The organism is Lacticaseibacillus sharpeae JCM 1186 = DSM 20505, assembly GCF_001436225.1.
Classification (GTDB): Bacteria; Bacillota; Bacilli; order Lactobacillales; family Lactobacillaceae; genus Lacticaseibacillus; species Lacticaseibacillus sharpeae.
In genome coordinates this window covers 25,880-47,175 of sequence record NZ_AYYO01000011.1, presented here as the reverse complement: position 1 = coordinate 47,175, position 21,296 = coordinate 25,880, and the positions used below count along the sequence as shown (strand labels likewise).

Below are 21,296 nucleotides of genomic sequence, written 5' to 3'. Positions count from 1 at the left end.
ATACATAAGCATACGGATTTTGACCAGCTTTTCGCCAACAAATCGGAGCTTAATTCGTAAATTGCTGACGTTGAACGCGCTTTTCCCGGCAAAAAAAGTCCAACGTTCGGCTGCACACTCATTGGTGCAAGCAAACGCTGGACATTGATAGTTTAATATTGGTTGTCCGTCGAAAAATTACCACATTCAATCTGGATGGTGACGTGGTCAATCGCGCAGGTTTGGCGTAGGGCCTCCGTTAATCCATCAAGGAACGCGTCGTTGCCCTCCCGCGTCGTGCGTTCAAGGTGCACCGTGAGCGCGACGTCCGTGGTACTGATGCTCCAAATGTGCAGGTCGTGGTATGACCGCACCGTTGGGTAATCGCGAATCACTTCCGCCACCTGGGCGGGATCAAGACTGCGGGGCACGGCAGCGAGCGCCATGTTGACGGCGTCCCGGAGCAGGCCCCACGTTGCCCACAAAACGACAAAGGCAACGACCAGCGACATCACGGGATCCAGCCAGGTCCAGCCGGTAAACTGCATGAGCAGGCCCGCTAACACCACGCCGAGGGATACGCCCGCGTCCGCAGCCATGTGCAAAAATGCCCCGCGCACGTTCAAATCGCCGTGCCGGCCAGACATGAAGAGTAGCGCCGTACCACCGTTAATCAGAATCCCAATTCCGGCAACCGCCATGACCAGCCCCGCTTGCACGGGTTCGGGGTGGGCCAAGCGCCCGATTGCCTCAACGATAATTGCCCCCATGGCGACGAGCAGCAACATCGCGTTAATGAGTGCGGCCAAGATGGAGCCGCCCTTCATTCCGTATGTCCGCATCGTCGTCGGGTGCCGGTGCGTCAACTTCTCCGCAATCCACGCAACCGCCAAGCTGAGGACATCCGACAGGTTATGCACCGCGTCCGCCACAAGGGACATTGAGCCAATCATGAACCCAAACAGCAATTCAAGCACCGTGTACGCCGAATTCACAATGATGCCCAGCGAAAACGCGCGGCCCTTGCTGCCAGGAAGTGTTGCGTGCTCGTGTTTCTTGTTTTGTTCCATATCGATAACTCTTTTCTACCTCGGCGTCTTCCACATGCGCCGAAGAACCTACTTCAAGTATACCGACAATTGGCATTAAAGTCCCCTAACAAATAATCAGTTAGCGGGTGTGGACCAGATAGACCTCTTTGCAAAAGCCCTTCATGCTGTTGTAAACGTGCATGGCCCGGCTCTTCTTCTCACACAGGGCGAACACGGTTGGGCCACTACCGCTCATCTGGGCCACCTGCGCGCCGTACTTCACGAACCGCTGCTTGAGCGCCGTAATCTCCGGGTACCGAGCCGCGGTGACAGCTTCGAGAACGTTCGACATCCCCGCGGTCATCTCTTCGAAGTTGCGGTGGGCAATGCCGGCCAGCACGCGCTGGGTGTCAGGTGCTGCCCCCTTATTCGAGTCGTCCACTGCCCGCAGAATCGTGGGCGTCGAGACGGACACGCGGGGCTTAGCGAGAATCACCCAGAAGTTCGGCAAATCGCCTAGGGGCTCCACTACCTCGCCGCGGCCACGCACCAGGGCGGTTTCGGAATACACGCAGTACGGCACGTCCGAGTCCACCGTCAGGCCAATCTCCGCAAGCTGCTGTTTGCTGTAACCCAGTCCCCACAATTCATTAAGCCCACGCAAAACGGCGGCTGCGTCGGACGAACCACCGCCAAGCCCCGCCGCAACGGGAATGTGCTTTTCAATGTGAATGTGGGCACCAGCGTGAATCCCTGCCGCCGTTTGCAAAGCTCGCGCTGCTTGGTACGCCAAGTTGCGCGGATCTTCAGGCAGGAACCCGCTATCTGTTGTCACGTGAATGTGCGCGGCCGGCCGAATCCGCACGTAATCTGAGAGGTCGACGCTGGTCATCACCATTTCCCATTCGTGTTCACCGTCGGAATGGCGAAAAAGGGAGTCGAGGCTGAGATTAATTTTGGCCGGTGCTTTCTGATTTATCTCCATAAGCAACCACCAGTCGTAGCGTAATATTTACTTATCAGTATACGGTTTTTTATAAATGATGAACAGTGGCAAGTGCATGGCGCCACCGCGAACATTCGTCACCCATTGCATATTATGTAGGCACAAAAAAACACGCCGCCAGTTGGGCAACGTGCTCTAATTACGAAACTTGGGCTTCTTCATCATCAAATTCGACTTCAATTGATTTTGTCAGTAAGTCTGCGTAACTGTATGATACCCGTTCGAAGGAGTTCTCTTCCTGATCGAGATCTACAACGAAGATGGCTGGGAACGTCTCGCGAAGAGTGCCCCGACGCCGGGTGACTTTTTTACGGCCTGCTTGTGCAACAACCATAATCTTTTCCCCGATTTTGTTATCGAGTTTATGCTTGATACTTGCTAGTGTAGTTGGCATCCACTTCACCCCTTTATATCAACATTCTATCACTTATTGGTAAAAATTGCAATTATACCACGACGGGCAACCAAGGACAATATAAAAACACGCCAAATGACGAAAGATAGCGCATTCAGGCGTGCTTTTAGTGATTATGCTAAACCATTTTTTTGCAAATTTTGCTGCAATTCTGCGAACTTTTTAATGCTTAATTGTTCCGCACGTGCTTGTTGCTCGACACCGGCATCTGCCAGCGCCTTTTGAATCGCTTCTTTGGCGTCCGGACTCTTGCCGTAGAGGTGCACCAAGTTATTCCAAATCGTCTTGCGCCGGGCCGCAAACGCCCCTTTGACCAACTTATCGAAGCCAGCCTGGTCGGCAATTTCAGCCACCGGCACCTCGCGCATGTGCAGGACCACAATCGCGGAATCAACGTTTGGCGCCGGCACGAAGGAGTTGCGGTTCACCGTGAAGGCGACCTCAACTTCCGCGACGTTCTGGACGGCAATCGACAGGCTACCATAGTCCTTGCTGCGGGGCTCAGCAGTCAGCCGGCCCGCCACTTCCTTTTGCATCATGACCGTAATGCCGGCAATGTTGATGTCAGTGCCGAGCAGGTGCATCAGAATCGGTGTCGTGATGTAGTACGGCAAGTTCGCGACGACCTTGATGTTGTGCTGCCCGTCAAAGTGCTTGGCAATTAGCGCCGGCAAGTCGGCCTTGAGCACGTCCTGGTTCTCCACCGCCACGTTCGGGTACGGTGCCATGGTCTCGGCGAGCACGGGTAGCAGGCTTGCATCAATCTCCAGTGCCAGTACCTGGTGGGCACTGGCCGCGAGGAATTCGGTCAGGGCACCGATGCCGGGGCCGATTTCGATGACGTCATCGGCAGCGGTGACGTCCCCCGCCGCCACGATGCGCTTTAAAACGTCCGTGTTGGTCAGGAAGTTCTGACCGAGGTGTTTCTTCGTGTGGAAGCCGAACTCCTCCATAATCGCGCGGGTGCGGGCTGGAGATGCTACTGGTGGTAAGTTATTAGTCATGGTTAACCTCTTCGTTAATTGTCTTCAGTGCAGTGGCGAAATCCGTCTGGCTGATGCGAAATTCTTGCAGGCGACGGAGCAGCTGCTTCCCGTTCGCGTAGCCAATGCCGAGAATATCACCGAGCCGTTCCCGCCGGTGCTTGGCCGCCGGACCACCGATGAACCCAGCAGTCATCAAATCGGCTTGCGTGATCAAAGTCGGTGCCAGCGTATCCGGTGTGGCGACACTAGCCAGCGCCTTGCGCAGTGCAATCGCGTCCGCGTGTTCTACCCCCAGTGACCCGCCGCTACGTTCCGGCACGGCCGCTTTGCGGGGCAAAAACGCGTGTTGCGCATCCGGAACGTGCTGGCGGATGATGTTCCGAATTCGCTGTCCCTGAAAGTCGGGATCGGTCATCACAATCACACCGCGCACCTGCTGGGCCAGCGCAATCTTCTCAAGTGTTGCCGCGTTAATGGCACTGCCACCAGTCTCAATGGTATCCACATCGCCCAGTGCCAGCCGCAACCGCTTCGTGTCATCGCGGCCCTCGACCACGATGATTTGCTTGAATTCCGTCATCTAGTCTTCCTCATTTAAGCCAAAAATCCGGTGCGCATTGGTCCAAGTTAACGCCGCAATGCGTTCCGGCGTGTCTTCGCGCCACTTAGCCACAGCGTCCACGACGTAATGCGTGTACCCCGGCTGGTTCGGGCGACCCCGGTATGGTTCGGGGGTCAAATACGGCGCGTCGGTTTCCACCAGCAACCGGTCCGCTGGAATCACCTTAACGGATTCGTGCTCTTCGGGGGCGTTCTTGAAGCTGACAATCCCGGAATACGAAACGTACATTCCGAGGTCCAGGAACTTGCGCGCCCACTCCGCATTCCCGGTGAAGCTGTGCATAATGCCGCCAAACTCACGAATCTTGCTCCGCTGCATAATTGCATATGTGTCTTCAAAGGCATCCCGTGAGTGAATTGAAACGGGAATATTCAGTTCTGCCGCCAAATCAAGCTGGCGGGCGAACACCTGCCGCTGGACATCGCGCGGTGACGTATCCCAATGGTAATCCAAGCCAATCTCGCCCATGGCCACGGTTTTCTTAGCTGCCAGCTGTTCCAGTAAAAGCTTTTCGGCCGCGGGGGTGTAGTCCTTAGCTGACTCTGGGTGCCAGCCGACGATGGCGTACAGGTTAGGAAATTCCTGTGCCAGCCGCATTGCACCGGCGTTCAGGTTGTAGTCAGATCCGACAATCGCCATCTTGGCCACGCCGAGTTCCGCCGCCTTTTGGACGTAATCAGCTTCCTGGCCCGCGTATGGCTCGTCATTCAAGTGGGTGTGTGAATCGAAAATTTGCATTGTATGCCTCTCTTAGCTACTGGCAGGGCGTCGTGCTCGTCTTGCCTAGTTTGAACTGTCTGCACCAAGTATATACTATTTGCTGTATGCTTGAGGAATTTCCCTGGTAAAGGGTGCAGTTAGCTTTAACCGCCAAAAATATTTGATTCACAAAATTACGCTGTATTGACCAATAATCATTGTCTTGCACACAAAAAGAGCTCTTCAAATGAAGAGCTCTTTTTGAATCGTTATCCGAGCAGTGCCCCGTTCTCCAGTGCGTTGTCGACAAACGTCAAGCTAATCTTGCCCTTGCTGTCTTCAGTTGACAGCAGCATGCCTTCACTAGCGATACCCATCATCTTACGTGGCTTGAGGTTAATGACCGCCATCACCTTTTTACCCACGAGGTTCTCGTAGTCAGGGTGGAACTTCGCCATGCCGCTCAGAATCGTGCGGGTACCTTCATCGCCAGCGTCCAGGGTGAACTGGAGCAGCTTGGAAGAACCCTTCACCTTTTCAACAGCCAGAATTTCAGCGACGCGGATCTCGACCTTGTCGAAGTCGTCGAACTCAATCTGGTCCTTACGCGTTGCAGGGTCCACAATCACCTTTTCGGGCTTGCTGTTAACCGGACTCTTGGCGCGCTTGTTCTCGTGCTTCTTATCCTTGCTCTTGGCCATTTCGCCCTTGATGTAGGCTACTTCTTCGTCCATGTCGAGACGCGGGAAGATTGGCGTGCCCTTAGCGACGACCTTGATGCCAGCAGGCAGGTTGCCAAATTCAGGCTTGGTCTGTGCAGCATCATCAATGTTCATGCCCAGCTGAGCAAAGATCTGCTTGGAAGCTGATACCAGGACTGGCTGAGCGAGCAGCGCAATCACACGTAGGCTTTCCGCCAGGTGCGCCATCACGCTGTCGAGGGCCGGCTTCTTGGCTGGGTCCTTAGCCAGCGTCCATGGTTCGGTCTCGTCGATGTACTTGTTGGCCCGGGCAACTAGGCGCCAAGCAGCGTCCAGTGCGTCAGAAAACTGGAGCTTGTCCATGAACTCGCCGTACTGCTTAACTGACGTTGCGGCGGCTTCTTCCAGGCTCGCGTCGAAGTCGGTGTGGCCAGCGTCCAGCGCGGGCACAACGCCATCTTCGTACTTGTTAATCATGGCCACGGTCCGGTTGAGCAGGTTCCCGAGGTCGTTAGCAAGGTCGTAATTAATCTTCTCCACGTAGTCTTCAGGGGTGAAGATACCATCACGGCCGAACGGAATGGCCCGAATCATGTAGTAACGCAGTGCATCCAGGCCGTAACGGTTGATCAAGGTTTCTGGGTAAACCGCGTTCCCCTTGGACTTACTCATCTTGCCGTCCTTCATCAGGAGCCAGCCGTGCCCGTAGACCTTCTTCGGCAGTGGCAAACCGAGGGCCATGAGGATGATTGGCCAGTAAATGGTGTGGAAACGCACGATTTCCTTACCCACGAACTGAACGTCGGCTGGCCAGTACTTCTTGAACAAGCTGTCGTCGTCACTCATGTAACCCAGCGCGGTGATATAGTTGAGCAGCGCATCAACCCACACGTAGACCACGTGCTTCTCGTTACCAGGAACGGGTACGCCCCACTTGAAGCTGGTCCGGCTCATCGCGAGATCTTCCAGACCTGGCTTGATGAAGTTATTAATCATTTCATTCTTGCGGGATTCTGGCTGAATGAAGTCAGGGTGTTCGTCATAGTACTTCAGCAGACGGTCGGCGTACTTGCTCATCTTGAAGAAGTAGCTTTCTTCTTCAACCAGCTGCACGTCATGGCCTGATGGGGCCTTACCGCCAATCACCTTACCGTCAGCGTCGCGGTAGACTTCTGCCAACTGGGTTTCGGTGAAGTACTCTTCATCTTCAACGGAGTACCAACCAGTGTACTTGCCCAGGTAAACGTCGCCCTGGTCAATCAGCTTGGTCACAATCTTCTGCACCGCTTCAACGTGCTGCTTGTCAGTTGTCCGGATGAACTTGTCGTTGGTGATGTCTAGGGTCTTCCAGAGGGCCTTGATGTCCTTGACCATGCCGTCGACGTATTCTTGCGGCTCCATGCCCAGCTTCTCGGCCTTTTGCTCAATCTTGAGTCCGTGTTCGTCCGTCCCGGTCAGGAAGAACACATCGTAACCCATCTGGCGCTTGTAACGAGCCAGAACGTCGGACACGATTGTCGTGTACGCGTTACCGATTGTGAGCTTGCCTGATGGATAATAAATTGGCGTTGTAATGTAGTAAGTTGGTTTTGCAGCCATGAATGAAGCCTCCAGAATTCTAAGTCGGGGGATACTATCCCATAGATACCAACTAGTATAGCACAGCCCGCGCGCAATTTCGGTGAAAACTGACCGCAAAAAAATGGTGCCAACCGTTTTCGCGGCTGACACCATTGACTAGCTAATTAGATATCCTGTTTGGCTGCTTGATTTTGATCACGCATCAAGATTAAGGCCGCGGCCCCCGCGATGACCAGCACGATGGCGGACGTAATGGTGATGCCGCGCATCGAGTTGCTGTAGGCGCCCAGGACCACGTTCTGCAGTCCATGGGCGAATGGCATTTTGGTCATGCGGGCAGAAAAGGCAATACCGTGACCCGCAAACGGTCCGGCGTCAACTAGCGCCTGCTTGATTGCACTGCCAGCAGCAGCCGGCATGCCCGCAATTTTGTCCATGTGGCTGGCCAAGAAGCTTGCGTACCGGTGATCTTGCACCAGCCCGAGGCCGACCACCCCGATTGTGGTCCCGATTTGGCGGAACACGTTGATGAGACCGGAAGCCATCCCCATTTCCTTCGGGTTCACGCCTTCCATCCCCGCCGTGTTCAGCAGTGGGTTCACCATCCCGTTCGTAATCCCCATCAGGATCATCGCTGGCCACATCCGGCTGAAACTCAGGTGGACCGTCATGGCGTTCATGAAGAGCAAAAAGCCGATGCCCCCGAGAAAGAGCGAGAAACCAATCATCTTCCGCTTGCTGTACCGTGCCCCAAGAATCCCGGTGACGGGGCCGAGGATAAGCGACCAAATGCTGATGGTGAGCTGCCGCAACCCAGTCGCAAAGGCCGAGTAGCCGATGTAGTTTTGCATCAGCACGGTCAGGAACGCGTTGAAGGAGTAGATGGCCACCCCTAAGGCAAGCGCCACGATGATGGTGCCGATGAAGTGGCCGCTCTTGAACATCGTGAGGTCGACCATCGGCGCTTTGACTTTGCGTTCAGCGACGATGAAGGCGATGAATAAGATAACCGCGGCGATGAGCCAACCCGCCACGTGTAGGTTGGTCCACTGCCAGTTCGTGTGCGCCTCTTTTTGAATCAAACCGTAAATGAGGCTGAACAGCGTGGCCGCAGACAGAATCATCCCGGCAAAGTCAATCCGATCATTGGCGCCATAACTCGGCGTTTCCTGCACGTAGACAATGGTGAGCAATACCGTAATGATGCCGACGGGAACGTTGATGTAGAAAATCGAGGACCAGCCGAACTGTTCAACCAGGTAGCCCCCGATTAACGGCCCAGACGCTGTGGACATCCCAATAACCGAACCAAGGATGCCCAGCGCAAGTCCCCGTTTCTTGCCCGCGAAGTTCGACGCCACCAGCGCCATGGCCAGTGAGTTCATGCCGGCACCCCCGATGGCCTGCACGGCGCGCCCGATGTTCAAAATGAGCAGGTTTGGCGCCATCCCGTTGACGGCGGACGCGACCACGAAGATAACGATGGACGCCAGGAAGATCTTCTTGCGGCCGTACATGTCACCCATCTTGGACATGATGAGCAGACTGACCGCGAGCACCAGGGTGTAAATATTCAGCACCCACTGCAGGTTCGTGAAGGTCTCGTGAAAATGGGTGGCCATGGTTGGCAGCGCCACGTTCACCACGGTCACGTCCAAAAGCCCCATGAAGGTCCCGAGGCACATCGCGATGAGCGCGAGCCACTGCCGTTTACTATTTTGCATAATTTGATTACCCCCGCACGGATTACCCGTGCACATTCTAATTGCTAGCGTCCAGCGCGGTGTACTCCGCGTCGTCCGGCAGGTCGGCCATGGCCTGCAGTTGTGTTTGCGCCCAATTAATCTTGGTCGTCGCCAGCGCGCGTTCCAGTTCTAACGTGCGCAGCGACCACCCCGCATCCTGGCGCGTGGTTCGCCCCGCAACCTCTTGTAGATGTTGCGTCACGAATTGGTAGACTTCCATGTCCGCTGCAGTCGCGCTGATGTAGGCCCGCAGCACCAGCCGCTGAAACCCGACGTTTTCCCGGCCCAACGCGCGGAACTTGAAGCGAAAGGTGGATTCGCGCTTGGCATCCATCGGAATTGGTGTGTGCATGAGCTGGGTGAAATACGCCCGCCCCGCATCCGTAATGGTCGCGAGTTTCTGCGCCCGACCCTTAATTAGCTCGTCGCTGAGCGTAATGTACCCGGCCGCTTCCAGCTTGTGCAGGAGCGGATACATCACCCCGTTCGAAATCTGACGGCGGGGTTCAAGGTTACCCTCCAGAATCTGCCGCAGCTTGTAGCCAGTACGTGCATGCACCATGAGCGCACCAAGAATTAATAAATCATACATAGAATCATCACCATTTCGTTTGTTAACGTGTCGAACCGACATGTATCATTATAGGTCGGTGCGACATATTGTCAACATTTTCTGAAATGTAAGCCAACATTTTTGAAAAATTGTTGGGTAGCGCAAATTGAAACTGACGTGAATTTAGCGTACTTTATTTATGTAGCAATAACTTGGCGCGCAAGATTTGCAGGCGCGTCAGGGCACTATGACACATGGATAACTACATATCTGACTGGAGAAATCATGGATTCGGAAGAACTACGGAAAAATCATATCCACTTAACGCCATCTGCCAAGCACCACATGACCATTCACTGGCACAATTTCGTGCAAAGCGGCGATAAGCCCATCACTGAAAGCAGCCTGCGCGAACGGGCAACCGTGGTTGGCCGCGTTGGGCTGATTATGCTCGCTTGTGGTACCGGGGCGTGGCGGGTGCGCGAGGCAATGAACCAGATTGCCCGGCCCCTCGGCATGACCTGTGCCGCCGACGTTGGGCTCACAACCATTGAGTACTCCTGTTTCCAACGGGGACACCACTACACGCAAACCCTCGCGTTGCCCAGCAGCGGCGTGAACACCGACAAGCTAACCGACATCGTTCGCTTCGTCCGCAACTTCACCAGCGACTGCTTGACCCTCACGCCGCACGAAGTCCACAGTAAGCTGGACGTCATCGAACACAAGGCGGGTAACTACACACCCATCCAATCCGGGCTCGCATCCGCCTTTGCCTGCGGTGCCTTCGTCTTCCTGCTCGGTGGTGGGCCCATCGAAATGCTGTGTGCATGGTTCGGTGCCGGTATCGGCCAGTACTCGCGGCGCATCATGGGCAAGTACTCCGTCACGATGATGGCGGCCACGGCCGTCAGTGTGGCCCTGTCCTGCTTGGGTTACTCCCTCGCATTTGGATTGCTCGAACAATTCATCGGCGTGGCGCCCGTACACGAAGCTGGCTACATCGGGGCAATGCTGTTCGTCATCCCCGGCTTCCCGTTCATCACTAGTGGCCTGGACATCGTCAAATCGGACATGCGATCCGGGTTGGAACGCGCGACGTTCGCCATCACGGTGATCGTTATCGCCACGCTGACTGGCTGGCTCGTGGCGATGCTCGTCCACTTCCGTCCGCAAGACTTCGTGCCGCTTGGCCTTGACCCCGTGCTCAACATGGTATTGCGGCTCATCGCCAGTTTCGTCGGGGTGTTCGGCTTCTCGCTGATGTTCAATAGCCCGGTGAAAATGGCGGCGGCGGCAGGAATTGTCGGCGCGGTCGGCAACACGCTGCGGCTGGAACTTGCTGACCTCATCGGCACCCCCGCTGCTGCAGCCGCATTTGCTGGAGCGCTGGTCGCCGGACTGGGAGCATCCTGGTTTAGCAAGCGCCTCGCCTTCCCGCGGATTTCACTCACCGTGCCCAGCATCGTCATCATGGTGCCCGGCCTTTACATGTACCGCGCCGTGTACAACCTCGGCCTGAACAACTTCGACGTTGGCGGTTCGTGGCTCATTAAGGCGGCCCTGATGGTCGTCGCCCTTCCATTAGGCCTCGCAACCGCCCGGATTCTGACCGATCCGGCTTGGCGGCATTCTGGTTAAACTAAACTGCACGTCCTCCACCTTACCGTGGTGGACTTTTTTGACCCGCCAAATATTAATCGCAAAAAAAAAAATCCCCGGACACCCACCGGGGATTCGCACCGAAAACATGAAAGGAAATAACAGCCGCCTATGCTGTTAAACACGTATTGCGGATAACATGGCTCCGCAGACATAATGTACCGCACTAACGCTCTGCTGTCCGCATTTATCCGATATTTGTTAAGTCGAATTTTGCGGATAGGGCCGACACTAAATGCATGCAGAGATGAGCCAATTATTTTCCTAACGTTTCGGGGCATTAACCTCTTTTTCGCGTAATCTACTAGTAGGGCCATTAAAACACAACTAGTTCACGCACGAGAATTTTATTGACACGCCCACCCAGCTACAATGAGGGTGGCAAGGTTCGGCGTCGTGGCCACTAAGTTGACTAAGGAGGGATTACATGTTTAACAAACACCGCAAGCACCGCGTAATTGAAATGGAGCCCAAGGACTACGACGAGTTTGTTGACCGTATCAACGGCAAGCTGACGCCGGAACGCAAACGGGAACTGGAAGCAAAAGGCAAAGCCATGTTCATCAAAGTGCGCAAGCTGCAGGAGGAACGTACTAATGACCAGTAAGTGGCGTGCTGCAAGCTTAACTAGTTACTACGCGGCACCAATACCTGCTAGTAATATTAATCAGTTTTGCTGTGGCAACCCGGAAATTGATGTTTTTTTACACCAGTCTGCGGATGCCCCAAGAATTGCGAATATTTTCCTGCTCCAAGATCATTCTGAACTTTTAGGCTTTTTTACCTTACAAAATGATTCGCTCGAGCTTTCACGTAAGTTTCGCAGCTCTCACAGCTTGAAGAACCTCGGAATCAATACGTACCCAGCCATTGTCATCAATTTTTTTGCTGTTGCGAAACAACATCAAAACACGCACATTGGCTTTGAAATGATGGTCAAACTATTTGAACTTGCTTTAGCACAAAAATTCAAACTAGGCAGCTATACAATCATCTGTGTGGAATCACTTAAATCAACTAGGGCATACTATGAACAGTTTGGTTACAGTGCCATTAGCCGACCACATAGCCGTGACACAGTCATGCTGGCAATTACACTTGATGAAGTGGCCAACATCATGCAACCTTGGCAAAACAACTGAACAAGCAAAAACAGCACCAACTTCTACCTAATCCAGATAGAAGTTGGTGCTGTTTGTTAGTTCAACGCATGAACGCTAATCAGTTCGTCGCCTGCATACCGCGCTTCCAGGTGTTGCCCGGTCTTGCCCGTCATCATGTGGGGCAATACTTCCCGCACATCGGGCACGGCGCCCATGTTGTTCGGGGCACTGAGCCATTCTGGATCAAGCGCGGCCAGAATGCCCTCGCGCGTGTTTCGCGGCAGGCCCAGTTCATCACCAATTTTGGCGGTGTACAGATAAATCAAGCCGACAAGCTCGTCGTCAACGAACCAGTCCAAGACCCCTAAGTCCGTGAAGCGGTATTCCGGCAGACGCACGCCTGCTTCTTCATAGGTTTCGCGCGCTGCACCGGCCAGGTTAGTCTCGTCCGGTTCGACTTTGCCGCCAATCAGGTTCCACATCCCGCGAAATGGCTTCTTACGCCGGTTAATGGCCACAACGCCAATGGGGGTCATCAAGCTAACTAACGTGTATTTTTGCACCATAATCCAAACTCCAATCAGAGATTCTTATGTTGTTTTTGCCAAACGTGCCGTTCAATTCGCCGGTCCGGCACCGCCCACACGATGAGGTTCACGCCATCAATGATTAGCACCAGCGGCGGCCAGACGAACGCACTAGCCATGGCCACCACGTTGGCCGCCACGCTGAAGACGTTCTTGCGGAAACTACCAGCGTACAAGCGCACGGGCTCACGCAACTTGCGGTTGTCCCGCATGAGCGTCCACACCAAACAGCCATAACCCAGGTTGGCGAGCAGGTTCACCCCGCCGTAGAACATCGCGGGCACGAGCGCGGTCAGGCGCGTGCTGCCCAGCCACGCGGTCGCAAACGGGAAGAAGGACAGCGTGAGTAAATAGATCATGTTCGCCCACAGAACTGGGGTGCTGACGTGGCGCACTAACTGGAACAGGTGGTGGTGATTCACCCAGTACACGGCCAGGGCCAAATACGAGAACAAGTACACCGCGAACTCATGGCGCAAGGCCCAGAGTGCGGCAAATGAGGTTGCAGATGGCGTCTTGAACTCGAGCACCATCACCGTGATGATAATGGCAATAATCCCGTCCGTGAACGCCACTAAGCGTGATTCAGACATAATTCATGCTCCTTAGTCTCCGCCCGCAGCATCCCCCCGGCCGACATTAACGGGCAGAAAATGGCAGCTGGTACCGGCTGATGATTTCGCCCAGCGGCATCTCAATCAATTCGGCAATCAGGCCGGCTTCAAGTGTAGCCTGGTCTTCATGCAACATGAAGGCTACCTGCCCATCCGTTACCCCGGTGAAGGCAATAACCACGTCGGCGTCAAAGGCACTCTTGTATGGCGTGAGTTCGATGTTGAACAGCGCCCCGGCTGGTTGCCGCAGCTGCCGTTCAGACAGCACTGGTGGCACCACGACGAGCTGGCCGAAGCTAACCCCTTCCAGGTCGAACATGTCATCGAACGCCTTGAACATGGCGATGATGGTGCGGCGAATCCCGCGTGCATCCTGCAGGTCATTTTGCAAAATGGTAGCGTACAGCTGGCCCGCAATGGCAAAGGCTGATGGGTACTGATCCTGCCAAGCGGCAATTCCCGGGTTGTCGATGCCAGCAACAATGAGGCCGTCCAGCACGGTCAAGCCTTCACGCACCAGGTCTTCGGCTTCCTTGCCGTCATCACCTGGCGTCACGTCGGCTTCCACGCCCTTGATGATGGCCGTCCGCACGTCGCCGTCAATGAGGCCGTGCTTGCGCTGCCAGGAAGTAATGATGGCCACGTGGATTGCGTCATCAATCCCGGTTGCCACGTCGGCGACCAACTTGCCACTCGGGTCTTTTTCGAGGTCCAATTCATTGTGCACGATTGGGTAACCGCCCATGTCGATGAACAGGTGGCTCAGTTCGCGGCTGAAGGTGTATTCGATGTTGCTGGCGTTGTCGATCTGAATGTAGGCGTCATCGTTATCATCGTAGCCATAGCGCGCGTCGCTTGGCCGCAGCAAGGGGTCACTGGCATCCGCAATCGCCACGTGCAATGGGTTCGGCAGTGCTTTGTTCACCGTAGCGAGGACCTGCTGCGTTGCGGGGTTTAAGTTATCAACGTTGAATTCTGTCATAGTATCTTCTCCTTATGTATGGCACCCGGTTCTCCGGGTACGGGTAAAAAATGGTTAGCGCTGCGAGTAGCCGATGCCAAATGAATCGAGCACTTCACCCAGTGGCTTCGCGTAGAGCGCCTGGAAATATTCCGGTTTGGTCTGGTTCTTGTCCAGCTGCAACACGAATGCGGCCTGGTCATCGCTCTTACCCAGTGCAGTGTAGGCCTGCGTGTGCGGCTTGTCGCTCAAGTATTCTGAATCCGCCAAGAGGTACAGCTGGTTCATGCTGAGGCGCAACTGACGCTTGGACAACACGGGCGGCACCACGATGAAGTTAGCGAAGTCAAGGTTCAGGCCCATGACGCTCATCGTCTCGTTGAACTGCTTGAACATCTTCACAATCGCGGCACGGTAACCCCGTGGTTCGCTGAGGTCAAAGCCGGCAAGCGTGTTGAACAATTCGGTGGCAAAGCCCAGCGCCATCGGGTATTTGGTGTACCAGGCCGAAATCATGTCGCTGTCCGGACCACCGAGAACAATCAGCCCGTCCAGCAGGTTGAAAATCCGCGTGAGCACCATGCCGTCGTCTTCCTTGCTGACTTCAACCGGCGTGTCCGCTTCGATTCCGGCGCGCACGGCCTTGAGCGTATTGTTCGTCAGCAGGTTCGCTTCCGACTGCCAGCCAGCAATGAGCCGGTGTGCCACTGAAGCTTCGAGACCGCCCGCAATCGCCCGCATCTGGTCGTTGTAATCCTGGTTCTCCGTGTGCACTGCCGTTCCCGTAGATGGGAAATTCATGAGACGCAACAACACGTGCCACAATTCGTGGCTGGCCGTGTAATCAACGTCGAATGTGTTGGTAATGCGCAGGTGTCCGTGCAACTGCTCATCAACCTCGGTGTCCCCGTCCCCATTCCGTAATTCTGGCGTTGCGGGACCGTCCACGGTAATCGCAATCGGTTCATCGAAGCCCTCATTAACCTTATCGAGGAGCTCCTGCACCGCGGGATCAAATTCTGTCATCGTCGTGCCTCCCTACTTAGTATCTCCATAATAAAGGTTTGCGCGGCATAGGGAAAGGGGTTTGCGCCGCTAATTATTCAATTCGTCACACTTCGGCGCATAAGTTTCGTTGCTGACGGATAATTTCAATTGCGGACCGAAATTTACCACTTGGCCCATTTTTTTGACCGGTTACGTTAAAAGTATTTTGTTTTTTCTCTTAATGTAGTCTAATAAAGTCATAGCAATCCAGAACTAACCACTTCGTCGGAAAGGAGGCCGCCCATGAAAATTCATATTGAGATTGATGACACGCTGCAAGAGCCCGTCGTCACCATCAAGGCAGCGAGCGCGGATCCGGAACTTGGCCGCATTCAACAGCTCCTAACCACCCCGGTAGACCAGACGCTTGCGTGCTTCAAGGACACCACCGAGCATTTCATCCACCTCAGTGACATCCTGTTCATCGAAACCAGCGACCGCCTCCTCCAAGTACATACGGCCGACAACATCTACACGAACAAGCACTCGCTGCACGAACTAATTGCCGTGCTGCCGGGGTCCTTCTTGCAAATCGCCAAGTCGACGGTGGTCAACCTCAATCAAGTTGGCGCCGTCACCCACTCGATTGCCAACTGTTCGGTCGGGTTCCACCATTCCTACAAACAAGTTTATGCCTCGCGCAGGTACTACAAGCTGCTGCTCGAGCGTCTAGGCGAAATGAGGTCATTATAATGCGTAATCAAACAGTCAAAAATATCTTCTGGGGTGTCTTCTTCCTCGCTTTTGCGGGCCTCATGTTCGCCAGCGCGACGGGCAACCTCATCGGCGTCTCGTTTTGGGCTTGGGTGTTCACCATCTGCTTTGCCGGATCTGCCATCAGCAGCCTGCTTAGCCTCAGTATCACTGGCACGGTTTTCAGCCTCGCCTTTCTCGTCTACATTTGGCGTGCTAGCCTCGGGGTTGCCAGCCTGTCATTTTGGCTAACCATCGGGGTGGCCGTACTCGCATCCATCGGACTCAACATCCTGCTGGCCCCACTCCTGCGCCACCATCGCCGCACGCGCCACATTAAGATCATCACGAACGGCAAGGAATTCACGTTCAATAAGGACAAGGACCCACAGCCAGACGTTAATCCGCTCGCTACCACTGACGTCGACCTCAAAGTGAACGTCAAGATGGGCAGCGCCACCCGCTACGTGCAGTCCACCGATTTTCGCCACGCCCAAATTAAATTCATGATTGGCGAGGCCAAAATCTACTTCGACCAGGCACAAATCAAGCGCGAGCCCGCCATCATCGAAGTCGAGGGCAGTATCGGCGACCTCGACCTATACCTGCCGCACACCTGGAACGTCGACAACCAGATTGAAAGCTACCTCTGCGACATGGATACCAAAGGCAAACCTAGTGCGGACGGCCCGCAAGTCATCCTCATGGGTAACTTCAAGCTCGGCGAAATCACCATTCACTACATCTAAGCGTCAACCTAACTACATCAGTGCGTTCGCTACTTAACGCGTTCAGTCCGCAAGCACAGGTCGCTGGCGGGTGGGGGAAATTATGCGCAAAATCACACCACAAATCTTCAGAATTCTCGTCATCAAACTCGCCGGCAACTTCGGCAGCGCCATGCTGTCCTTTGCCATCGGCCTCTACATCCTCAAGCAAACCGGCTCGGCACTGGGCATGGGTATCAGCATGATTACTGGCCCGCTCGTTTCGCTTGCCATCACCCCCTTTGTTGGCTACGTGGTCGACACGAAAAAGCACAAGCCCATCATGATCATGGCGCAAATCACTACCAGCATCGCGCTGATTGTCTTCGCCATCATTTTTAAGCTTTGGCCCGCGCAGTACTACGCCGAGCTCATCGGCCTCATCATCATGCTGCAGGTCACCGACAACTTCTTAGGCACCACCATCACCGCCAGCCTCATCCAGCTGTTCAAGGGTGACGAGCTGCAACAGGTCAATTCGCTCAACCAGTCCATTCAATCCCTCGCCCAGTTCGCCGCCCCGCTGGTTGGCGCCGTTATCTACACGCTGGTTAGCCTCGACACGTTAGCCTACATCGAAGTGGCCTTCGAACTCATCGCCCTCGTCGGGATTCTGGGGCTCAAGTTCCAATACAGTCAGCACGCGGATAACCCCGCGGCGGACACGCAAAAGCCCAGCGTCCTGCAGAACTTCCGTGAAGGCCTGAGCTACCTCGTCCACGAACGGCTCCTGCTCATCCTGACCATGTCCAGCGCGTTCATCAACTTCCTGTTCGCCGCGCTGAACGTGGGGCTGCCGTTCCTGTTAGTGCAGACGTTGAAATTGAGTAACGCGCAATACGGCTTGATTGAGTCTTCCTTCCCCATCGGCATGTTCATCGGCGGCCTGCTGCTGAGTCAGATGCACCTGAAACGCCACCCGATTACGATTGCGTACCTGAACCTCTTGTACTTATCCGCCGTGCTAATCACGCTTGGTCTCCCCACACTGACCGGTTGGCCCAACTCCCTGAACACGGCGTACTTCATCGGCGTCTGCATCATCGCCGGCATCATCCTCGTATTCGTGAACGCCCCCATCGGCACCTTCATGCAGCAGGTCATCCCGCAACAAATCCAGGGCCGCGTCTTCTCGCTGGACACCACGATTTCCATCGTCCTCACGCCACTTGGTACCATCTTGTACGGCGTCTTGTTCGACCACATTGCGGTCATGCCCATCTTCGCGACCAGCGGCATCTTGCTCCTCGTCCTAACTGCAGGCATTATGCTATACCTCCACCGCGCGGATTTGGTTAAACCACTGCCAGCGGCCGCAGCAGAAAACAAATAATTCGCAAAAACGCGCGTCCACAATGCTGTGGGCGCGCGTTTGGTGAAGCACTCTTTTAACTACGGCTGGGTAAGTCCAGCGTGCTTTGGGCCAGCACGTGGCCATTCAGTGTGTGCTTCAACTCGTTCAACCAGAAACCCTCGTGCAATGGCAGCTCAGTATCCACCGCATAGACAGTCAGCGTGTACACATGCGTCTTGTCTGGCGGGGTGGGTCCGGTGTAACGCTGGTAGACATTGGGGTTGCTGCTACCGACGAACTTCGACGCGTTGGAATTGCGTCCCTGCACGAACTGCCCGGCAAGAACGCGACTCGCGTCTTCCGGAATCTCGGTCAACGCCGCCGGAATGTTCGCGGCCGTCCAGTGAATCCAGGTGAAGCCGGCAACCGGAATCGCGTCATCATCGGTCAAGCTAACGGCAAAACTTTGCGTGTCCGCGGGCGCCCCAGTGATGGTGATGGGGAAGCTGCGGACAGGATTGCCGTCCAGCATGTCACTACCTTCAGCGTACTTGCCGTATTTATCGGGCAACTGGTTAGTACTGGTAATCGGAACAGAAATTTGCATTCAGAACACGTCCTTTCACCTTCAATTATAGTCGGGTTCGCGCTCTTTTTGGGGAAAAGTCATGCTGCAATATTGCGGACCAAAATTCCCAGCTTCTGAATCGAATCGGCACGAAACGGGCAAAAAATGGCGCAAAACTGCTTGCAATTGGCGCACGGTGCTATGCTAGTTGCGTCGAAGGAATGCAGGTCCGCGTTCCCGAGACTCCCCCGTTAGAGCATTGACCGCTGCTAACGAACTAGGCATATACCTAAACCCCAACAACACAAAAGAGGAGACGCCGGAAACGCCTCCTCTTTTGTGTTTATTTTTTGTGCAGCGTGTAGGTGCGCAGCGGTGTGCCGTCCGTGAACGCGCCGTGCACTTCTTGCAGCTGCACCGGCAGCGCGAACGTGCTGGCATTCGGGTGGATCGCGGCGGTAATGCGGACTGCTGAGCCCGGCACCTTCTTTTCTGCGTTCAGCCGCACGGTCAGCAGATTGGCCCGCAGTCCCAGCTGCCGGACAATGCCGTCCTCCCGTGCCACTTCATCGAGCAGCTGCGTGTACTGCTCGATGCGCTCACGGCCCCCGTTGCGCGGTTCGAACGGCCCGGTCGCAATGACAAAGTCAAAGTCGCTGCCTCCGTTATCCTTGAACTGCTGCAGCTCATTTCGTAGTGCCGCCAGCGTGTCTGCCCGGAGCATCTGACTCACCTGCGTATCGCAGTAGCAGTTGCACATGTTGATGGCATTGGCCAAACCAACCGGCCCCGCCCAGACGTGACTGGTTGTGTTGAGCACCAGGACGTTCTCGTACATCATGATGCCGCGCGAAATCTTGTTCAACAAGCCGTTAACTGATTTTTCGTTCACGCGCCACTGCGCCGGCGTATCCGGCAGGGGTTCGCGCCAAGTCTGCCCTTGGTGATCAAAAGTGTACACGCCTAGTGGCCCCGGCTTCATCGTCATCAGCACCAGTAATTTGCCCTTGGCGGCGGGGAAAACTGGATTAATATGTACCCGCAACCAGGTCCGGTGCTTGCGCTGATCGCCACTCAAATAGAACTGCGCTTTGGCCTGCACATCGTCCCAGTACATGTCGGGGGCGTCAGGAATATCTGGTGTCATATTTGAACCACGATACAGCTTGAAGTCTTCGGTCAGTGCTTCCATCGGTCAATATCTCCTCTCGAGTATGGCCGCCTGCTGGATACGCAAAATCGGCCGGTGCATAACTGGAAATATTCCATTACGCAGACAATCCTGTTGCATTTATGCAAAAGCGCTTTTGACGCAAGGATTGTGTTTGACCGGCCGATCATTTTTTTGGATTCGTACTATAGTATACGTATATTTTCGGATAACACTTAACAGATGTCAATAGTGTGTCATGAATAAGGTACACAAATTGAGATGAATTAGGCAAATGTGTGGGAAAGTTGCGTAAATTCGATGACATTTTCCTAGGTTCTGTCTTAAACAAGCCGCGGACAAAAAAACAGGCCAATTGCTGGCCTGTATCTTGCTTAAAATAGTGAGGTAATCCAATCAATCAGGCTCTTGAAGAAGTTCGCGATGGCATCGCCAACCTTCTGCAGGAAGTTGCGGCCCTCCTCGGAGTTCAGGCCGGACTTAATCTTGCTGAAAAGGCCCTTCGCTGAATCTTGAATGGAGCTCGCGAGCTTGCTGGCCTGTTCCTTGAAGTCGGAACTCTTGAGCGCACCAGAACTCTGAATCTTCACGAGCAGGTTAATAATCTGCGTCCGCTGGTTGTTGTTGATGATGGTGCCCAAGTTGTTGTTCTTTAGCTGGGAATCGACGATGTTGCCGATTTGATTCTGGGACAGCGTCTGTTCCCCGCTGTTGGACTGGCTCGCCATCTCCTTCTTCATCCCCGCGACCGCGTTGTTCAGCAGCTTGTCGGAGTAACCGTCCTTGTCCTTGTTCGCCTGGGTAATGTCGGACAAGGTGTTCACTTCGGTTTGGGCAGCCGTAACCTGCGCGGTATTCAGCTTCTCACCGTTCGCAGCAAAGGCGGCGTACACACCGGCCAGTGCACCGGACCCATCGATGCGGGTGGCACTGGTGATGTAAATGTTGGCGTTAGCGACCCCGGCCGTGACCGCGGCGTTGCGGTACTGGTCCGCGGTGATGGTTGTGATGTTGTTGGCCCCGTTGTAATCCAGAATCTTGACGTTGATCCCGCCGTTATCGGTCTTCTGCACCATCGCGGAACTCCAAACGCCGCTGGCGCTGGTGAAGCTGCTACCACTCGGGTTCAGGTACTTGACCAGCGTGTCACCGGTCACGGTCAGGGTGCTGTAGTTGCCGCCGTTCAGGCTGGCGGTCAGGGTATTAATGGTCCCCTGCTTCTGGTCGGCGGTCAGCGATGTCCCGAGCGTGACCACGGGCTGACTCCAAGCCTCAGAACTGGACGAACTGGAGGAAGATGAATCGGTATCAGCATTAACCGCGTGCAGGCTGATGCCCGCAGCGACCGCGCCGGCGAGGGCAACGGTTAAAATAGCAGTCATGAATTTCTTCATAGTAATCACGATGAACCGCAGTGGGTCCATTCCTTTCTTACATAATGCGGGCATGCCGCACGTTATCTGCCTAAATTCTAGCAAAAAAAGTCGCCGCGTGTGCGCATGCGGCGAAAC

Annotated in this window: 22 protein-coding genes; 6 read left to right on the top strand and 16 right to left on the bottom strand. The window is 54.8% G+C overall.

Features of this window, described 5'->3' with window-relative positions; all coding sequences use genetic code 11:
* Positions 1 to 152: 152 nt before the first annotated feature.
* The 9 genes from FC18_RS03635 to FC18_RS03595 all read right to left on the bottom strand — a co-directional run bounded on the left by FC18_RS03635 (position 153) and on the right by FC18_RS03595 (position 9,357).
* The gene (locus FC18_RS03635) at positions 153 to 1,049 is read right to left on the bottom strand and encodes a cation diffusion facilitator family transporter (protein ID WP_054677812.1); all 897 of its coding nucleotides are present in this window, start codon (positions 1,047 to 1,049) and stop codon (positions 153 to 155) included.
* A gap of 100 nt (positions 1,050 to 1,149) precedes the next feature.
* Positions 1,150 to 1,995 (bottom strand): 4-(cytidine 5'-diphospho)-2-C-methyl-D-erythritol kinase, encoded by an 846-nt coding sequence (ispE, locus tag FC18_RS03630; RefSeq protein WP_056975477.1) that lies wholly within the window; start codon positions 1,993 to 1,995, stop codon positions 1,150 to 1,152.
* A gap of 160 nt (positions 1,996 to 2,155) precedes the next feature.
* Entirely contained in the window at positions 2,156 to 2,410 is a 255-nt protein-coding gene (locus FC18_RS03625; protein WP_056975476.1) for a Veg family protein, read from the bottom strand.
* 134 nt (positions 2,411 to 2,544) lie between these two features.
* The gene (gene rsmA, locus FC18_RS03620) at positions 2,545 to 3,435 is read right to left on the bottom strand and encodes a 16S rRNA (adenine(1518)-N(6)/adenine(1519)-N(6))-dimethyltransferase RsmA (protein ID WP_054677811.1); all 891 of its coding nucleotides are present in this window, start codon (positions 3,433 to 3,435) and stop codon (positions 2,545 to 2,547) included.
* On the bottom strand, positions 3,428 to 3,997 hold the full coding sequence (gene rnmV / locus FC18_RS03615; RefSeq protein ID WP_056975475.1) for a ribonuclease M5: 570 nt from the start codon (positions 3,995 to 3,997) through the stop codon (positions 3,428 to 3,430). Before rnmV ends, rsmA begins: the two co-directional genes overlap by 8 nt.
* Positions 3,998 to 4,777, bottom strand: coding sequence for a TatD family hydrolase (locus FC18_RS03610; protein WP_054677810.1), 780 nt, complete (start codon positions 4,775 to 4,777; stop codon positions 3,998 to 4,000). It lies immediately after the preceding gene.
* A 230-nt stretch (positions 4,778 to 5,007) separates the two neighbouring features.
* Positions 5,008 to 7,038 (bottom strand): methionine--tRNA ligase, encoded by a 2,031-nt coding sequence (metG, locus tag FC18_RS03605; protein WP_054677808.1) that lies wholly within the window; start codon positions 7,036 to 7,038, stop codon positions 5,008 to 5,010.
* 146 nt (positions 7,039 to 7,184) lie between these two features.
* The gene (locus FC18_RS03600; RefSeq protein ID WP_056975474.1) at positions 7,185 to 8,744 is read right to left on the bottom strand and encodes an MFS transporter; all 1,560 of its coding nucleotides are present in this window, start codon (positions 8,742 to 8,744) and stop codon (positions 7,185 to 7,187) included.
* A gap of 37 nt (positions 8,745 to 8,781) precedes the next feature.
* Positions 8,782 to 9,357: a PadR family transcriptional regulator gene (locus FC18_RS03595; protein WP_054677806.1), complete on the bottom strand. Its 576-nt coding sequence runs from the start codon at positions 9,355 to 9,357 to the stop codon at positions 8,782 to 8,784.
* Positions 9,358 to 9,603: 246 nt separating this feature from the next.
* On the opposite strand from FC18_RS03595, the gene FC18_RS03590 reads away from it, so the two are divergent.
* The 3 genes from FC18_RS03590 (at position 9,604) to FC18_RS03580 (ending at position 12,122) form a co-directional block, all read left to right on the top strand.
* Entirely contained in the window at positions 9,604 to 10,959 is a 1,356-nt protein-coding gene (locus tag FC18_RS03590) for a threonine/serine exporter family protein (protein WP_056975473.1), read from the top strand.
* A gap of 448 nt (positions 10,960 to 11,407) precedes the next feature.
* Positions 11,408 to 11,587, top strand: coding sequence for a hypothetical protein (locus FC18_RS03585; protein ID WP_054677803.1), 180 nt, complete (start codon positions 11,408 to 11,410; stop codon positions 11,585 to 11,587).
* Positions 11,577 to 12,122 (top strand): GNAT family N-acetyltransferase, encoded by a 546-nt coding sequence (locus FC18_RS03580; RefSeq protein WP_056975472.1) that lies wholly within the window; start codon positions 11,577 to 11,579, stop codon positions 12,120 to 12,122. Before FC18_RS03585 ends, FC18_RS03580 begins: the two co-directional genes overlap by 11 nt.
* A 56-nt stretch (positions 12,123 to 12,178) precedes the next feature.
* Here FC18_RS03580 and FC18_RS03575 read toward each other — a convergent pair whose 3' ends face one another.
* From FC18_RS03575 to FC18_RS03560, 4 genes are read right to left on the bottom strand one after another with little or no spacing between them, the layout of a single operon-like run.
* Positions 12,179 to 12,649, bottom strand: coding sequence for an NUDIX domain-containing protein (locus FC18_RS03575; RefSeq protein WP_054677799.1), 471 nt, complete (start codon positions 12,647 to 12,649; stop codon positions 12,179 to 12,181).
* Positions 12,650 to 12,663: 14 nt separating this feature from the next.
* Entirely contained in the window at positions 12,664 to 13,263 is a 600-nt protein-coding gene (locus FC18_RS03570; RefSeq protein ID WP_054677796.1) for a TMEM175 family protein, read from the bottom strand.
* Between the two features lie 46 nt (positions 13,264 to 13,309).
* Positions 13,310 to 14,266: a hypothetical protein gene (locus tag FC18_RS03565; RefSeq protein WP_056975471.1), complete on the bottom strand. Its 957-nt coding sequence runs from the start codon at positions 14,264 to 14,266 to the stop codon at positions 13,310 to 13,312.
* Positions 14,267 to 14,320: 54 nt separating this feature from the next.
* Positions 14,321 to 15,271 (bottom strand): hypothetical protein, encoded by a 951-nt coding sequence (locus tag FC18_RS03560; protein ID WP_054677791.1) that lies wholly within the window; start codon positions 15,269 to 15,271, stop codon positions 14,321 to 14,323.
* A gap of 264 nt (positions 15,272 to 15,535) precedes the next feature.
* On the opposite strand from FC18_RS03560, the gene FC18_RS03555 reads away from it, so the two are divergent.
* From FC18_RS03555 to FC18_RS03545, 3 genes are all read left to right on the top strand, one after another.
* Entirely contained in the window at positions 15,536 to 15,985 is a 450-nt protein-coding gene (locus tag FC18_RS03555) for a LytTR family DNA-binding domain-containing protein (RefSeq protein ID WP_054677789.1), read from the top strand.
* Complete coding sequence (locus tag FC18_RS03550; protein ID WP_054677787.1) at positions 15,985 to 16,734, top strand: LiaF domain-containing protein; 750 nt, start codon at positions 15,985 to 15,987, stop codon at positions 16,732 to 16,734. Before FC18_RS03555 ends, FC18_RS03550 begins: the two co-directional genes overlap by 1 nt.
* An 82-nt stretch (positions 16,735 to 16,816) precedes the next feature.
* A complete protein-coding gene (locus FC18_RS03545; RefSeq protein ID WP_056975470.1) occupies positions 16,817 to 18,085 on the top strand; it encodes an MFS transporter in 1,269 nt (422 codons plus the stop codon).
* Between the two features lie 55 nt (positions 18,086 to 18,140).
* Here the strand turns inward: FC18_RS03545 and FC18_RS03540 are convergent, their stop codons facing one another.
* The 3 genes from FC18_RS03540 to FC18_RS03530 all read right to left on the bottom strand — a co-directional run bounded on the left by FC18_RS03540 (position 18,141) and on the right by FC18_RS03530 (position 21,179).
* Positions 18,141 to 18,653 carry a YbhB/YbcL family Raf kinase inhibitor-like protein gene (locus tag FC18_RS03540; protein ID WP_054677781.1) on the bottom strand — a complete coding sequence of 171 codons (513 nt, stop codon included), beginning with the start codon at positions 18,651 to 18,653 and terminating at the stop codon, positions 18,141 to 18,143.
* 304 nt (positions 18,654 to 18,957) lie between these two features.
* Complete coding sequence (locus tag FC18_RS03535; protein ID WP_054677779.1) at positions 18,958 to 19,806, bottom strand: hypothetical protein; 849 nt, start codon at positions 19,804 to 19,806, stop codon at positions 18,958 to 18,960.
* Positions 19,807 to 20,159: 353 nt separating this feature from the next.
* Entirely contained in the window at positions 20,160 to 21,179 is a 1,020-nt protein-coding gene (locus FC18_RS03530; RefSeq protein ID WP_054677870.1) for a DUF1002 domain-containing protein, read from the bottom strand.
* Between the last annotated feature and the right edge of the window lie 117 nt (positions 21,180 to 21,296).

Coding starts and splice junctions, on each gene's coding strand:
- FC18_RS03635 (WP_054677812.1), bottom strand. CDS start 1,049: ATGGAACAAAACAAGAAACACGAGCACGCAACACTTCCTGGCAGCAAG.
- ispE (WP_056975477.1), bottom strand. CDS start 1,995: ATGGAGATAAATCAGAAAGCACCGGCCAAAATTAATCTCAGCCTCGAC.
- FC18_RS03625 (WP_056975476.1), bottom strand. CDS start 2,410: ATGCCAACTACACTAGCAAGTATCAAGCATAAACTCGATAACAAAATC.
- rsmA (WP_054677811.1), bottom strand. CDS start 3,435: ATGACTAATAACTTACCACCAGTAGCATCTCCAGCCCGCACCCGCGCG.
- rnmV (WP_056975475.1), bottom strand. CDS start 3,997: ATGACGGAATTCAAGCAAATCATCGTGGTCGAGGGCCGCGATGACACG.
- FC18_RS03610 (WP_054677810.1), bottom strand. CDS start 4,777: ATGCAAATTTTCGATTCACACACCCACTTGAATGACGAGCCATACGCG.
- metG (WP_054677808.1), bottom strand. CDS start 7,038: ATGGCTGCAAAACCAACTTACTACATTACAACGCCAATTTATTATCCA.
- FC18_RS03600 (WP_056975474.1), bottom strand. CDS start 8,744: ATGCAAAATAGTAAACGGCAGTGGCTCGCGCTCATCGCGATGTGCCTC.
- FC18_RS03595 (WP_054677806.1), bottom strand. CDS start 9,357: ATGTATGATTTATTAATTCTTGGTGCGCTCATGGTGCATGCACGTACT.
- FC18_RS03590 (WP_056975473.1), top strand. CDS start 9,604: ATGGATTCGGAAGAACTACGGAAAAATCATATCCACTTAACGCCATCT.
- FC18_RS03585 (WP_054677803.1), top strand. CDS start 11,408: ATGTTTAACAAACACCGCAAGCACCGCGTAATTGAAATGGAGCCCAAG.
- FC18_RS03580 (WP_056975472.1), top strand. CDS start 11,577: ATGACCAGTAAGTGGCGTGCTGCAAGCTTAACTAGTTACTACGCGGCA.
- FC18_RS03575 (WP_054677799.1), bottom strand. CDS start 12,649: ATGGTGCAAAAATACACGTTAGTTAGCTTGATGACCCCCATTGGCGTT.
- FC18_RS03570 (WP_054677796.1), bottom strand. CDS start 13,263: ATGTCTGAATCACGCTTAGTGGCGTTCACGGACGGGATTATTGCCATT.
- FC18_RS03565 (WP_056975471.1), bottom strand. CDS start 14,266: ATGACAGAATTCAACGTTGATAACTTAAACCCCGCAACGCAGCAGGTC.
- FC18_RS03560 (WP_054677791.1), bottom strand. CDS start 15,271: ATGACAGAATTTGATCCCGCGGTGCAGGAGCTCCTCGATAAGGTTAAT.
- FC18_RS03555 (WP_054677789.1), top strand. CDS start 15,536: ATGAAAATTCATATTGAGATTGATGACACGCTGCAAGAGCCCGTCGTC.
- FC18_RS03550 (WP_054677787.1), top strand. CDS start 15,985: ATGCGTAATCAAACAGTCAAAAATATCTTCTGGGGTGTCTTCTTCCTC.
- FC18_RS03545 (WP_056975470.1), top strand. CDS start 16,817: ATGCGCAAAATCACACCACAAATCTTCAGAATTCTCGTCATCAAACTC.
- FC18_RS03540 (WP_054677781.1), bottom strand. CDS start 18,653: ATGCAAATTTCTGTTCCGATTACCAGTACTAACCAGTTGCCCGATAAA.
- FC18_RS03535 (WP_054677779.1), bottom strand. CDS start 19,806: ATGGAAGCACTGACCGAAGACTTCAAGCTGTATCGTGGTTCAAATATG.
- FC18_RS03530 (WP_054677870.1), bottom strand. CDS start 21,179: ATGAAGAAATTCATGACTGCTATTTTAACCGTTGCCCTCGCCGGCGCG.